We start from the raw sequence: 13,987 nt of genomic DNA, 5'->3' as shown, positions 1-13,987 counted from the left end.
GTCCTCGACCGAAGACTTAATGGATTAGGAGATTTGAATGAGCTACCAACTGGAAACTGCCGAACACCCCGAAATGCTGCGCCGCGTGGCGATCGATCCCGTTTCGCGGGTCGAGGGCCACGGCAAGGTGACGATCCTGCTCGACGACCAGAACAAGGTGCATCAGGTGCGCCTGCATATCGTCGAGTTCCGCGGCTTTGAAAAATTCATCCAGGGCCGGCCGTATTGGGAAGTGCCGGTGATGGTCCAGCGCCTGTGCGGCATCTGTCCGGTGTCGCATCATCTGGCTGCCTCCAAGGCGCTCGATATCATCGTCGGCGCCAAGAAGCTGACGCCGGCCGCCGAGAAGCTGCGTCGCCTGATGCATTACGGCCAGATGCTGCAATCGCACGCGCTGCATTTCTTTCATCTCTGCTCGCCGGACCTGCTGTTCGGTTTCGATAGCGACGTCACCCGGCGCAATATCGTCGGCGTCGCTGCCGCCCATCCGGAAATCGCCAAGCGCGGCGTCCTGCTCCGCAAGTTCGGCCAGGAAGTGATCCGCGTCACTGCCGGCAAGCGGGTGCATGGCACCGGAGCGGTGCCGGGCGGCATGAACAAGTCGCTGACTGTCGCCGAACGGGATGAACTGCTCAAGGACATCTATCACATCGTCGCCTGGTCGCGCGATGCGGTGCATCTGATCCAGAAGGTGCATACGCAGGATCCGGGTCTGTACAACAGTTTCGGCATCTTCCGCTCGAACTTCATGTCGCTGGTCGGCCACAACGGCGATCTCGACTTCTACCATGGCACGCTGCGCGCCCGCGACGACAACGGCAAGCTGATTTTCGACGGTGTCGACTATCAGGAATACGACCGTTACATCGATGAAGAAGTCCGCTCGTGGAGCTACATGAAGTTCCCGTATTTCCGTTCGCTGGGTAAGGAACACGGCTGGTACAAGGTCGGGCCGCTGGCCCGGGTGCAGAACTGCAACCAGATCTCGACGCCGTTCGCCGAGCACGAGCGCAAGGAATTCGTCGATTACGCCGGCGGTACGCCGATGCACGCACCGCTGGCCTATCACTGGACGCGGATGATCGAGATGCTGCATGCGGCCGAGGTGATCAAGGAACTGCTGCATGACGACGATCTGCTGAGCAACGATCTGATGGTCGAAGGCGAACGGCAGATGGAGGGCGTCGGCGTCATCGAGGCGCCGCGCGGTACCTTGTTCCACCACTACCGGGTCGATGAAAACGACCTGATCACGATGGCCAACCTGATCGTCTCGACGACCAACAACAATCAGGCGATGAACGAGGCCGTCCGCCATGTCGCGCGCCGCTACCTGCATGGCCACGAAATCACGGAAGGCCTGCTCAACCACATCGAAGTCGCCATCCGCGCCTTCGATCCCTGCCTGTCCTGCGCCACGCACGCCCTCGGCAAGATGCCGCTGGCCGTCGAGCTGGTCGATGCGGAAGGGCGGTTGATTCACTCGCTGAGCCGCGCATGAGCGCGCCGGTCGTCGTCTTTGCCATTGGCAATCCGAGTCGCGGCGACGACGCCATCGGGCCGGTGCTCTGCGGGCGATTGGCCAGCTGGCTCGAAGCGGCCGGCCTGGCGGCGCAGTTCGAACTGATCGAGGACTTCCAGTTGCAGATCGAACATGTCCTCGATCTGCAAGACCGGCAACTAGCGTTGTTCATCGATGCCGGGATCGATACCGGGGCGCCCTTTACCTTTCAACGGATCGCCCCGGCCGCCGGCATCGCCCACACCACGCACGAACTGCCGCCGGAAGCCGTGCTCCAGGTGTTCCGCCAGACCGAAGAGGCCGACCCGCCGCCGGCCTTCACGCTGTGCATTCGCGGTGAGCAATTCGAACTGGGCGAGCCATTGACCGCCACGGCCGAAAATCGTCTCGAGCAGGCTTTCGGATTGCTCGAAGCGCTCTGCCGCAACCCGGACCCGGCGTCCTGGGAGGCAATGGCGGTCAATGCGAAGGAGGGCGTTCGCGTTGCTGCAATGGCCTGAACGCCAGTTGAAATATCGGATTCTTTGGGTTGCTTGCTGATGATTCCCCGGTTGCAAAAATGCTTGATCCTGTTGGCGCTACTGCTCACGACCGCTTGCGCCAGTTACGATGGCCGCGGGCTGCAGCCCGGAGTGGCGAATGTCGCCGACGTGGTCGGTCAAATGGGCACGCCGGCGCTGCGCTGGCGGGACAGTGACGGGAGCGAGCAATTGGCTTTCCCCCGCGGTCCGGCTGGGACCCATACCTATATGGCGTTTTTCGCCCCGGATGGCCGGTTGCTGCGGATCGAAAACGTGCTCGAGTCGCGCCATTTTGGCCTGATCGTCGCCGGCCGCGACGATCAGGCCGCCATCCTGCGCCTGCTCGGCCCGCCCAATCCGGCGTGGACCGTCTATTTCGAGGCGCGCGACGAACTGGTCTGGGAGTGGCTGTTCTGCGACGACTGGAGCACCCTGGCACGCTTCGACGTGTTGTTCGACGGGACATCCTGCCTCGTCCGGACGACCTATCAACGGCCCGATCTGCGCGGGCCGGACAGCAGTGCGCCATCCTGTGGCCGCTGACGGGCAGAGGTTCTGGCTGGCAGCTTGATCGAACGATGCCTATAATCCGACTCGGTAATGACCGGTAGGTCAGTAAATAATTTGGAGCTCGATATGAGTCGTACTTCTCCTGGCAAGATTCTGCTGCTCGTCCTGGTTCTGGCGTGCGCCGCAGGCCTGGGCCTTTACCTGTATCTGCAGCGCCCGGCCGGCTTGCCGGCCGGGCTGGCATCCGGCAACGGCCGGCTGGAGGCAATCGAAGTTGATGTGGCGACCAAGATTGCCGGGCGGCTCAGCGAGCTTGTGCCGCGCGAGGGCGACATGGTCGAGGCCGGTGCCGTGGTCGCCCGGCTCGACGCCGACGACCTGCGCGCCCAGTTGCGGGCGACCGAAGCGCAGGTCGAGCAGGCGCGCCAAGCGGTCGATGAGACGCGATCCGGGGTGCGTAAGTCGGCAAGCGATGTGAGTCTGGCCGACAAGAGCCTGAAGCGTTCGGAAAACCTGGTTGGCCGCGGCTTCATCACGCGCGACAAGCTGGATCGCGACCAGACCGGCCTGGAGGGGGCGCGCGCCAGCATGGCCCAGGCCCGGAGCCGGGTCGGCGAAGCCGATGCGGCGGTCGTCGCGGCGGAAGCCAAGGTGGACAGTCTGAAGGTGACCTTGAACGATACCGCGCTGAAGGCGCCGATCAACGGCCGCGTGCTCTATCGACTGGCCGAGCCGGGCGAGGTTCTGGCGGCCGGCGGCAAGGCCCTGACGCTGCTCGACCTTTCCGACATGTACATGACCATCTACCTGCCGACCGACAAGGCCGGTCAGGTGGCGCTCAACAGCGAAGCGCGCATCGTCCTCGATGCCCTGCCGGGGCAGGCGATTCCGGCCACCGTCAACTTCGTGGCACCGAAGGCGCAATTTACGCCGCGCGAGGTCGAAACGCGGACCGAGCGCGAAAAACTGATGTTCCGCATCAAGGTCAAGGCCGATCCGGCCTGGCTGGCGGCGCATCGCGATCTGGCCAAGGGCGGCATGCCCGGCGTCGCCTACGTGCGGCTCGATGCCAACACGCCGTGGCCGGCCAACCTGCAGATCAGCGGAAAGTAAGTCGTCATGGACCGTACACCGGTCGCCCGCCTTGCCGGAGTCAGTCATCGCTACACGGCCACGGTGGCGCTGGAAAATATCGAACTGAGCCTGCCGGCCGGCTGCATGGTCGGCCTGATCGGGCCGGATGGCGTCGGCAAGTCGTCATTGCTGGCGCTGGTTTCCGGGGCGCGGCTGATCCAGACCGGCACGGTCGAGGTGCTCGGCGGCGATATCGGCAACCGCCGCTTTCGCGCTTCGGTCCAGCCGCGCATTGCCTACATGCCTCAGGGACTGGGCAAGAACCTCTACCCGACGCTGTCGGTGTTCGAGAACGTCGATTTCTTCGGCCGCCTGTTCGGGCAGGGCAAGCGCGAGCGCCAGCAACGCATAGGCGAGCTGCTCACCAGTACCGGCCTGGAGCCTTTCCGGGAGCGGCCGGCGGCCAAGCTATCGGGCGGCATGAAACAGAAACTGGGTTTGTGCTGCGCGCTGATCCACGATCCCGACCTGCTGATTCTCGACGAGCCGACAACCGGCGTCGATCCGCTGTCGCGCCGCCAGTTCTGGGAGTTGATCGACAGCATCCGCGCCCGCCGGCCGGGCATGAGCGTGCTGGTGGCCACCGCCTACATGGAAGAGGCGGAGCGTTTCGACTGGCTGGTGGCGATGGATGGCGGTCAGGTGATCGGCACCGGCACGCCGGCCGAGTTGCGGGCGCAGACCGGGCAGCCGACGCTCGACGGGGCGTTTATCCAGTTGTTGCCGGAAGAGCGTCGGCAGGCCCATCACGCGCTGGTCATTCCGCCGCGCGTTGGCAATGGCGGCAGCTACGCCATCGAAGCGGCCGGCCTGGCGCAGCGCTTTGGCGATTTCACGGCCGTCGACCGGGTCAGTTTCAAGATCGAACCGGGCGAGATTTTCGGCTTTCTCGGCTCCAACGGCTGCGGCAAGACGACCACGATGAAGATGCTGACCGGCCTGCTGCCACCCAGCGAAGGCGAGGCCAAGCTGTTCGGCAAGGCGATCGACGCGCACGATCTGGAAACCCGCAAGCAGGTCGGCTACATGTCGCAGTCCTTCTCGCTGTACGGCGAGTTGACGGTACGCGCCAATCTCGATCTGCACTCCCGGCTGTTCCACCTGCCGGATGCCCGGCGTGGTCCGCGGATTGCCGAACTGATGCAGCGTTTCGGCCTTGAACCCTACGCCGACAAGGCGGCCGCCGAATTGCCGCTGGGCATCCGCCAGCGCCTGTCGCTGGCCGTCGCGGTGGTCCATGAACCGAAGCTGCTGATTCTCGACGAACCGACTTCCGGCGTCGATCCGGTGGCGCGCGACGATTTCTGGGCGCTGCTCGTCGAATTGTCGCGCGGGCAGGGCGTCACCATCTTCATCTCGACTCATTTCATGAACGAAGCCGAGCGCTGCGACCGCATTTCGCTGATGCACGCCGGCAAGGTGCTGGCCAGCGACACGCCGGCCGGCCTCTGCGCCGCGCGCGGCGAAGCGACGCTCGAGGCGGCTTTCATCAGCTATCTGGAGGAGGCGACGGGCGTCGTCAAAGCGCTTCCCGCCGCCACCGGCGAAGTCCCGCACGGCCCCGAAGTTGCCGGTCGCGATAGTGCTCCGCCGGCCGTGCCGAGCGCGGGGTCGGCCAAACAGCAGCCCAGCGCCTTCAGCCTGCGGCGTCTGCTCGGCTACTCCTACCGCGAGGCGCTCGAATTACGCCGCGATCCGATCCGGCTGGCGTTCGCGCTGATCGGCTCGGTGCTGTTGATGTTCGTCCTCGGTTTCGGCATTTCGCTCGACGTCGAGGGCTTGCGCTTCGCCGTGCTCGATCGCGACGAGTCGCCGGAAAGTCGGGCCTACATCGAGAATATTGCCGGGTCGCGCTATTTCCTCGAACAGGCGCCGATACTCGACGATGCCGATCTGGAAAAACGCATGCGCAGCGGCGAGTTGAGCCTGGCGGTCGATATTCCGGCCAATTTCGGCCGCGATCTGCGGCGCGGTCACTGGCCCGAAATCGGCATGCTGGTCGATGGCGCCATGCCTTATCGGGGCGAAACGGTACGCGGCTACGCCGAGGGCATGCACTTGCAGTACGTGCAGCAGCTGATTCGCGAGCAGACCGGCGTGACCGCCGGCTATCCGGCCAACATCGTCTCGCGCTACCGCTACAACCAGGACGTCAAGAGCATCTACGCCATGGTGCCGGCGGTGATTCCGATTTTGCTGATTTTCATCCCGGCCATCCTGATGGCGCTTGGCGTGGTTCGCGAGAAGGAACTCGGCTCGATCACCAACCTCTACGTGACGCCGGTGACGCGGCTTGAATTCCTGCTCGGCAAGCAATTGCCCTACGTCGTCGTCGCCTTGATCAGCTTCGCCTTGCTGCTCATCCAGTCGCAGATCATCTTTCACGTGCCGATCAAGGGCAGCCTGTTCGCCCTGTGCCTGGGTGCCGGCCTGTACGTCATCGCGACCACCGGGATCGGCTTGCTGATGTCGACTTTCACCAGCACGCAGATCGCCGCGCTGTTCGGCACGGCGATCCTGACCATTCTGCCGACCGTCAGTTTCTCCGGGCTGACGACGCCGGTCGGGGCGCTGGAAGGGGCGAGCTACTGGATCGGCCAGTTGTTCCCGGCCAGCTATTTCCTGATCATCAGCCGCGGTGCCTTTACCAAGGCCCTCGGCGTTTCCGACCTGATTCCGCAGTTCCTTGCGCTGGCCTGCTTCATCCCCGTGCTGACCGTGCTGTCGGTGGTGCTGCTCAAGAAGCAGGAGAAATAACATGCGCCTGCCCAGCCTCTCCAACATCTTCCGCCTCGGCCTCAAGGAGCTGAAAAGCCTGCGCGCCGACAAGACGTTGATGGTGCTGATCTGCTGGGCTTTCTCCGGCGCCATCTACACCGCGGCGACCGGTGTTTCGCAGGAGTTGCACAACGCCCCGATCGCCATCGTCGACGAGGACCAGTCGCCGCTCTCCAGTCGGATCGTCGATGCCTTCTACCCGCCGTTCTTCCGTCAGCCGCAGATGATCTCGCTGGCCGAACTCGATGCCGGCATGGATGCCGGCCGCTACAACTTCACGCTGGTCATCCCGGCGCATTTTCAGCGCGACGTGCAGGCCGGCAAGGTGCCGGACGTCCAGCTCAATATCGACGCGACGATCATGTCGCAGGCCTTCATCGGCGCCACTTACATCAAGAGCATCGCGCTCGGCGAGGTCAATGAATACCTGACCGGTCGGCGCGACAGCGCCGCAACGCCGATCAAGCTGACCAGCCGGGTCCGCTTCAATCCCAACCTCAACGGTTTCTGGTTCGGCGGCGTCATGGAGGTGATCAACAACGTCACCATGCTGACCATCATCCTGGTCGGCGCCGCCTTCATCCGCGAGCGCGAGCACGGCACCATCGAACATTTGCTGGTCATGCCGCTGACCCCGCTCGAAATCATGATGGCCAAGATCTGGGCCAACGGGATGATCGTGCTGTGCGGCGTCACCTTCGCGCTGCTGGTGATGGTCCGCCAGGTGCTGGCCGTGCCGATCGCCGGCTCGATCCCGCTGTTCCTGGCTGCGGCCGCTTGCTACCTGTTCGCCGCGGCCTCAATCGGCATCTTTCTCGGCACCCTGGCCCGCTCGATGCCGCAATTCGGCCTGCTCCTGATCCTCAGCATCCTGCCGCTGCTCATGCTGTCGGGCGGCGTCTCGCCGCGCGAGAGCATGCCGGAGATGGTGCAGAACATCATGCTCGCCGCACCGACCACCTATTTTGTCCGACTGGCCCAGGGGATACTCTACCGGGGCGCCGGAATCGACGGCATCTGGCAGGATTTGCTGGCCATGACGGGGATCGGCGCCTGCTTCTTCTTCGTCGCACTGTTGCGTTTCCGCAAGGCGGTGACGCAGACCCAAGTCTGAGTCATATCAGTATTTGTTGATGTGCGTCATGGGCCGCGGCGCCGGCTGATTTCAATATGTCGTCTGTTTGCGTGCCCTCATGGCCGCATCCAATATCGCCATGACTCTTCTCCGAAAAGTACTTGCAGTAGCGACGGTTGCCGCCTTCTTTGCCCCGGTTTACGCGACCGAACCGGCCGATCGGCAGTTCGAGAGCCTGGCGCAGGCCGACCCGCATGCCATGGCCGGCAAGCAAATCGAAGTCGATGTCGATCTTTCGGCCAGTTCCGGTTTTTCCGTCGAGGTCGTCGGGCAGCGGGCCGAGGCGCGTTACCGGATGGCTTTCAACCAGATCGCCGAAGGCTGGAACTGGCGTCCGCTGGTCGATCCGGCGGTTGACGACTATTACCAGTACAAATTCCTGCCCCTCCAGTCGGTCGCGGTCGAGCGCGGCGAGTACGCCGGTGAAGACAAGATCGGCGTGATCCAGCAGATGAAGGTCAGCTGGCGTTACGACTATTTCCTCGCTTTCGCCAACCTCTACGATTTCTATCCGCGCAGCGTCGATGACGATGCCGGCTTCAGCGCCGATCTGCCGGCCGATATCGTTGGCCATCTCGGCCTGCGCGTCCGGGCGCACCTGATCGAACCGGTACTCAGCGAAAGCACGACATTCTGGAAGGCGACCTACGGCAAGCCGACCGATTTCACGCTGAAAAAACGCTATCTGATCGGTGTCCTCGACGAGGTCGATTTCATCGATACGGCGAACGGCAAGGTGCTCTGCCGCATTCCGCCCGGCAGCAAGCACTGCTCCGGGCGCTGAGACTCAACCGTCGGCGATCCGCTCGAGGGCCAGGCGCATTTCTTTTTCGCTGATCGGCTTCGAAAGGTAGTCGTTCATGCCGGCAGCCAGGCATTGTTCGCGGTCGCCCTGCATGGCATTGGCCGTGATGGCGATGACCGGAATGTTCGGGTCGCGCACGGCGGACGACTGGCGCAAGCGCCGGGTTGCCTCGAAGCCATCCATCACCGGCATCTGGCAATCCATCAACACGGCGTCGAAATCCGCAGCGGCCAGTGTGGTCAGGGCCTGTTCGCCGTTTTCGGCGATTTCGACGCGATGCCCCTGACGGGTCAGGATGGCGCTGGTTACCTTCTGGTTTATCCGGTTGTCCTCGACCAGCAGAAGCCGCAGACTGCGCGGCAGGGCCGCCTCGTCCAGCGTGTGGCGGGTGATCAAGGCCGTCGGTTCGTCGCCGAAGCTGCCGTGGCGCAAGGCAGCCAGGCATTGGCGGATATGCCTTTCCTGCAGCGGCTTGGTCAGATAGGCATCGAACCCGGCCTGCTGCAAGCGTTCGGCATCGCCGCGCAGGGCGGCGGAGGTCAGCATCACGCAACGCGTCGCGTCGAGCGCGGCATCCTCGCGGACCAGCCGACCCATGGTTTCGCCGTCCATCCGGGGCATGTTCATATCGACCAGCGCGATCTCGTAGGGGTCGCCCTCGCTGGCCGCCTGTCGCAAGCGGGCCAGGCCGGCCAGGCCATCGGCTTCCTGCTCGGCCCGACAGCCCCAGGCGCTGAGCAGCGCAAAGAGCAGGCGCCGGTTGGTCTCGTTGTCATCGACCACGAGTACGTGGCAATCCTTCAGCTCGCCTTCGGCCAGCACGGGGCCGGCCGGATTCGCTGAATCGCTCGGGGCGAGCGGTAAAGTGAACCAGAAAGTCGAACCGTTTCCGGGTTCGCTGCGCACGCCGATCTCGCCGCCCATCAGTTCGGTCAGTCGCCTGGAAATCGACAGGCCCAGGCCGGTTCCGCCAAAACGTCGGGTGATCGAGCTGTCGGCTTGGGCAAACGGCGTGAACAGCCGTTCGACCTGCTCGGGCGGAATGCCGACACCGGTGTCGTGGATTTCGAACAGCAGCTTGGTCGACGTCAGTTCCTCGGCGATCACGCTGATAACGATTTCGACCTCGCCGGCCGGGGTGAACTTGATCGCGTTGCCAGCCAGATTGGTCAATATCTGCCGGATGCGGCCCGGATCGCCCTGCAGCATTTCCGGCACGGTTGGGGAAATCCGGTAGTGGAAGTCGAGATTCTTCTCCCGCGCCTGGACGGCGAGCAGTTCGCAGGTCTGGCTGACGGTGTTGATCAGACTGAAATCGATCGCCTCGATATCCAGCCGTCCCGCTTCGATCTTGGAAAAATCGAGGATGTCGTTGATCACGCCCAACAGCGAATTGGCGCTGTTCTTGACGATTTCGGCAAACTCGCGCTGCTCATCGTCGAGTTCGGTATAGAGCAGCAGATCGGTCATGCCGATCACGCCGTTCATCGGCGTGCGGATTTCATGACTCATGTTGGCGAGGAACTCGCTTTTCGCCCGGCTGGCCGCCTCGGCCCGTGCTGAGGCATCCTGTCTGGCCTGAATGGCCCGCTCGTTGGCGATCGCCAGGGCGAACAGGTCGCCGATCTGTTGCAAGGCCTGGAGGCGGAGTTCCGAACGCGATGGGCGGGGCACGGTGTACAGGAAGAGCACCCCCAGGCATTGCGCCCCAACCTTGAGCGGCACGATGTAGTGACCGTGATTGGTCATCTCCGGCCAGGCGTTTTCGTGCCGCTCGTCGCTGAAACAGCCATCGGAAACCAGGAGTTTGCCGGATTCGGCGGCCCGGCCACAGAGGCAGCGGCCAAGCGGCACCCGCTGCTCGTCGGCGAGGAACTGGGCGGTGAATTCGCCGCTGGTCGTGCACATGCTCAGGGCGTCGGCGCCGGGTTCGAGCAGGAAAATTCCGCCCTTGCGCTCGACCGCCACGTCGCGCATCGCGAAAACCGCCTCGAGCGCCGCAGCGAAACGCTCCTTCAGCGGTCGCCCGGTTTCCTGCAGGATGCGGGCAATGGCGAATTTTGCTTCGGCGCCTTCCCGGGCATCGATTTCGGCCTCTTCCTGTGCCTTGCGCTTGGTGACGTTGGCGCAGGCACCACGGTAACCCTGGAATTGACCATCCTTGCCGAAGATGGGGACGCCGCTCAGACTGAGCCAGATACAGGGGCCCGTCGGCCGGCGCAGACGGTATTCGAAATGGTGGAAGGGGCGACGGGCCTCGAGGTCGGCAACGTGTGCGGCCAGTTCTGCCCGCTCGTCGGCGTCCTCGGCAACGATCAGGTCCCGGCGGTCCCGGCCGACCAGTTCGTCGGCATCGAAGCCGACCAGGCTGCTGGCATTGTCGGAAAAGAAGGAGAAGCGCAGTTCGGCATCCATTTCCCAGAACCACCAGTCGGAGCTGGTCGAAAAAATGTCGAGAAAGCGTTGTTCATTGGCCGCCAGCGATTCGTGCGCTACCTGCAGCTTCTTTTCCATGGCCTCCAGCCGGCGCGACAGGGCGAGAAAGAGCAGCATCGCCAACCCGGTGGCGGCGAGGGTGGCGATCGCCAGTTGGCGAAGGCCGGTCTGCCGGCTCTCGGTGACATCGTTCAGGATAGCCATCGAGGCGGCCGGACGCATTTCGTAGTCGGCCAGTGGAATGATCTGCCCGGCCCAGGTCCGCTGGCCGCTGCTGACCTCGAAAATGCCGCTGTCGCCACTCAGGGCTTCCTCCCAGAATCTCGCGAGATCGGCTGGCAAGTTGTCGAGTGTCTGGGAGAGCAGGGCGATCTTGCCGTAATCGCTCCAGTTGCCGCTCAGTCCGAGCGCTTTTTTGCCGGCCAGGAATTTTTCCTCGCTGCTGTAGGCCTTGTTGACGGCAGTCAGCACATCGAGATGGGTCAGGGCTTTGATCTGCCGGGCGAACCACTCGATTTCCATGCCCAGTTCGATGTAGCCGAGCAGCTTGCCTTCGTGCTCCCAGGGGATGACATGGCGCAGCGTGTAGGTGGATAGCGGGCCGAGCTCGAGGCCGGTTGCCGCCTTGCCGCCGAGCGCCGCATCGTCGAGTGTCTTGCGCTTGATCAGATCGCCGTAGCGGGACGGTTCGTGGACCCGCAAGACGATGCGCTTGTCGGGTGCGATGAAGTACCAGTGGCTGATCCCGAAGTACTGCTGCATTCTGGCCAGGGCCGGCTGCGTCTCGGCCAGCAGGGCATCCCGGTCGCCGCGCTGCATGGCCTCGCGCAACTTGTCGTTGCGCTGCGTTTCCTCGGCAAACCAGGCCAGGCGCAAGGTGCTTTCATCGCGCAGGTTATGCCAGATATCTTCAACCTGATGGCCGGCGGCCTGCAGATTGAGCGCTTCGCGGTTGGCCAGGTGGTTTTCGAAAACCAGCCCGAAAATGCCGACCAGAAGCAGCAATGCCAAACCAACCGGGGCCAGTATCTGATACTTGAGACGAAAATCCCCGGTGGACGGCTGCATGATTTATTGCTGCGAACGATCAGGACGACGAACGGATGCGCCGTGATCGCCGGCTGGTCCGCTATAGGTTCGTACCCCGTTGCCGGGGTGGTGGCCGCCCGTCAGGGCGGCACGATGGTCAGCGATAGACCAGAACCGGTACCTTGCTGTGGGTCAGAACCTTGTTGGTTTCGCTGCCCAGCAAAAAGCCGCTGATCCCGCGACGGCCGTGCGAGGCCATGAAAATCAGGTCGCAGCCGCACTTCTCGGCCGCTTCGATAATCGCTTCGTAGGGAATGTCGCTGGTTGCCGAGGTGGTGCTGCATTCGACCCCGGCGGCGGTGCACATCGCCTGCACTTCGCCGAGATACTGGGCAGCCTGCTGTTCGGCCAGTTCGGCAAATTTCTCCGGCGTCGTCGGGTCGATCAGGGCGCCCTCGCCGAAATAGGCGATCGGGTATTCCGGCTTGGCAAAAAAGACGGTTACCCGGGCTCCTGCATCCTTGGCGAAGGCCACTGCGGATTTCGCGGTGGCTTGCGAAAGTTCGGAACCGTCGGTCGGGACAAGAATGTGTTTGAACATGGTGGTCTATCTCCTGAAACTGTCTGCTGGCGTTGCATTCCGCCCACTTGAGGATCATGCTACGCCAAGTCAGGAGGAAATAAAACATGCGACTCGGTTTTCTCGGTGCGGCCGGAGAAGTGACGGGATCCTGCACTTTGGTGGAAACGGGGGATACCCGGTTTCTGGTCGATTGCGGCATGTTTCAGGGCGGCGCCGAAGCCCGTTCGAAGAATTTGCATGCCCTGAATTTCGGTTTCGATGTCCGGAAAATCGACTTCGTCTTGCTGACCCATGCCCATATCGACCACTCCGGCCTGCTGCCGCGTCTGGCCATGCTCGGCTACAAGGGACCGATCTACACCACCCCGGCGACCATCGATCTGCTCGAAGTGTTGCTGCCGGATAGTGCCCACATCCAGGAAAAGGAAGCCGAGTGGCAATTGCGGCATCGCCACCGGCGCGGCAAGGACGAACGCGGCGTGCCGGCGCCCTTGTACACGGTGGCCCAGGCGTTGGCTTCGCTCAGTCTGTTGCGGCCGGTGGCTTACGGCGAAATTATTCAGCCGGCGGCGACGGTCAAGGTCTGCTTCCACGATGCCGGGCACATTCTTGGCTCATCGTGGCTGGAAGTGACCGTCAGCGGCGAGGGCCGGCCGCGCAAACTGGTGTTCTCCGGCGATCTCGGCATGCCGCAGCGGCCGGTGCTCAATGACCCGGAAAAGGTCATCGCGCAAGCCGATGTGCTGCTGATCGAATCGACCTACGGCGACCGCCTGCACCGTGGCTTGCCGGAGACCGAGGACGAAATCGTCGATGCTTTCGGGCGAACCTGGGCGACGCACGGCAATCTGGTGGTCCCGGCCTTCGCCGTCGGGCGTACCCAGGAAATCATCTACATGCTGGCCGATCTGGTGCGGCGCCAGCGCCTTTCTCCGCTCAAGGTCTATGTCGATTCGCCGATGGCCAACGCGGCGACGCAGATCACGCTGGCCCATCCGGAACTGCTCGATCCCGAAACGCGCGAGTTGATCGCCTGGATGAAGAAGCACCCGGAGAAAATGAAACTCGAGTTTGTTGCCGATGTCGAGCGCTCGAAGGCGATCAACGAAATTCGCAGCGGCGCCGTGATCATTTCGGCCAGCGGCATGTGCGAGGCGGGGCGGATCAAGTACCACTTGCGCGAAAACCTGCCGCGCAGCGAATGCAGCATCCTGATCGCCGGTTTTCAGGCGGCCGGCACGCTGGGCCGGCGTCTCGTCGACAAGGCGCGGCTGGTCAATATCTTCAGTCAGCCGGTCCCGGTCAGGGCGCGCATTTATACCGTCGGCGGCCTCTCGGCGCATGCCGATCAGGCGGCGCTGCTCAACTGGCTGCGCGGCTTTCACCAGCCGCCCGGGCGGACCTTTGTCGTGCATGGCGAAGCCGGTGCATCGGCCAATTTTGCCCGGGCCATCGAAGCGCAATTGGGGTGGTCCGACGTGCGATTGCCGACACCCGGCGAGTCCGTCACGCTGTAAGATACAGAGAACAATTC

10 protein-coding genes are annotated in these 13,987 nt (G+C 63.3%); 8 read left to right on the top strand and 2 right to left on the bottom strand.

Annotated elements, in window-relative coordinates; all coding sequences use genetic code 11:
- Positions 1–37 precede the first annotated feature (37 nt).
- From ACLIKD_RS13630 to ACLIKD_RS13600, 7 genes are all read left to right on the top strand, one after another.
- A complete protein-coding gene (locus ACLIKD_RS13630) occupies positions 38–1,501 on the top strand; it encodes a Ni/Fe hydrogenase subunit alpha (protein WP_428825505.1) in 1,464 nt (487 codons plus the stop codon).
- Positions 1,498–2,022 carry a hydrogenase maturation protease gene (locus ACLIKD_RS13625; RefSeq protein WP_428825504.1) on the top strand — a complete coding sequence of 175 codons (525 nt, stop codon included), beginning with the start codon at positions 1,498–1,500 and terminating at the stop codon, positions 2,020–2,022. Before ACLIKD_RS13630 ends, ACLIKD_RS13625 begins: the two co-directional genes overlap by 4 nt.
- Positions 2,023–2,094: 72 nt before the next feature.
- Positions 2,095–2,586 (top strand): hypothetical protein, encoded by a 492-nt coding sequence (locus ACLIKD_RS13620; protein WP_428825503.1) that lies wholly within the window; start codon positions 2,095–2,097, stop codon positions 2,584–2,586.
- Positions 2,587–2,679: 93 nt separating this feature from the next.
- Complete coding sequence (locus tag ACLIKD_RS13615; protein WP_428825502.1) at positions 2,680–3,666, top strand: HlyD family secretion protein; 987 nt, start codon at positions 2,680–2,682, stop codon at positions 3,664–3,666.
- Between the two features lie 6 nt (positions 3,667–3,672).
- Complete coding sequence (gene rbbA, locus ACLIKD_RS13610) at positions 3,673–6,444, top strand: ribosome-associated ATPase/putative transporter RbbA (RefSeq protein WP_428825501.1); 2,772 nt, start codon at positions 3,673–3,675, stop codon at positions 6,442–6,444.
- A gap of 1 nt (position 6,445) precedes the next feature.
- Complete coding sequence (locus ACLIKD_RS13605) at positions 6,446–7,579, top strand: ABC transporter permease (protein ID WP_428825500.1); 1,134 nt, start codon at positions 6,446–6,448, stop codon at positions 7,577–7,579.
- A gap of 100 nt (positions 7,580–7,679) precedes the next feature.
- Complete coding sequence (locus ACLIKD_RS13600) at positions 7,680–8,384, top strand: hypothetical protein (protein ID WP_428825499.1); 705 nt, start codon at positions 7,680–7,682, stop codon at positions 8,382–8,384.
- 3 nt (positions 8,385–8,387) lie between these two features.
- Here the strand turns inward: ACLIKD_RS13600 and ACLIKD_RS13595 are convergent, their stop codons facing one another.
- The gene (locus ACLIKD_RS13595) at positions 8,388–11,909 is read right to left on the bottom strand and encodes a response regulator (RefSeq protein WP_428825498.1); all 3,522 of its coding nucleotides are present in this window, start codon (positions 11,907–11,909) and stop codon (positions 8,388–8,390) included.
- 118 nt (positions 11,910–12,027) lie between these two features.
- Positions 12,028–12,471, bottom strand: coding sequence for a universal stress protein (locus tag ACLIKD_RS13590; RefSeq protein WP_226471354.1), 444 nt, complete (start codon positions 12,469–12,471; stop codon positions 12,028–12,030).
- 86 nt (positions 12,472–12,557) lie between these two features.
- Between ACLIKD_RS13590 and ACLIKD_RS13585 the strand changes: the two genes are divergently transcribed.
- A complete protein-coding gene (locus ACLIKD_RS13585) occupies positions 12,558–13,970 on the top strand; it encodes an MBL fold metallo-hydrolase RNA specificity domain-containing protein (protein ID WP_428825497.1) in 1,413 nt (470 codons plus the stop codon).
- Positions 13,971–13,987: the final 17 nt, after the last annotated feature.

It is taken from the genome of Azonexus sp. IMCC34842 (assembly GCF_050368855.1).
Classification (GTDB): Bacteria; Pseudomonadota; Gammaproteobacteria; order Burkholderiales; family Rhodocyclaceae; genus Azonexus; species Azonexus denitrificans_A.
This window is presented reverse-complemented; position numbering and strand designations above follow the sequence as displayed.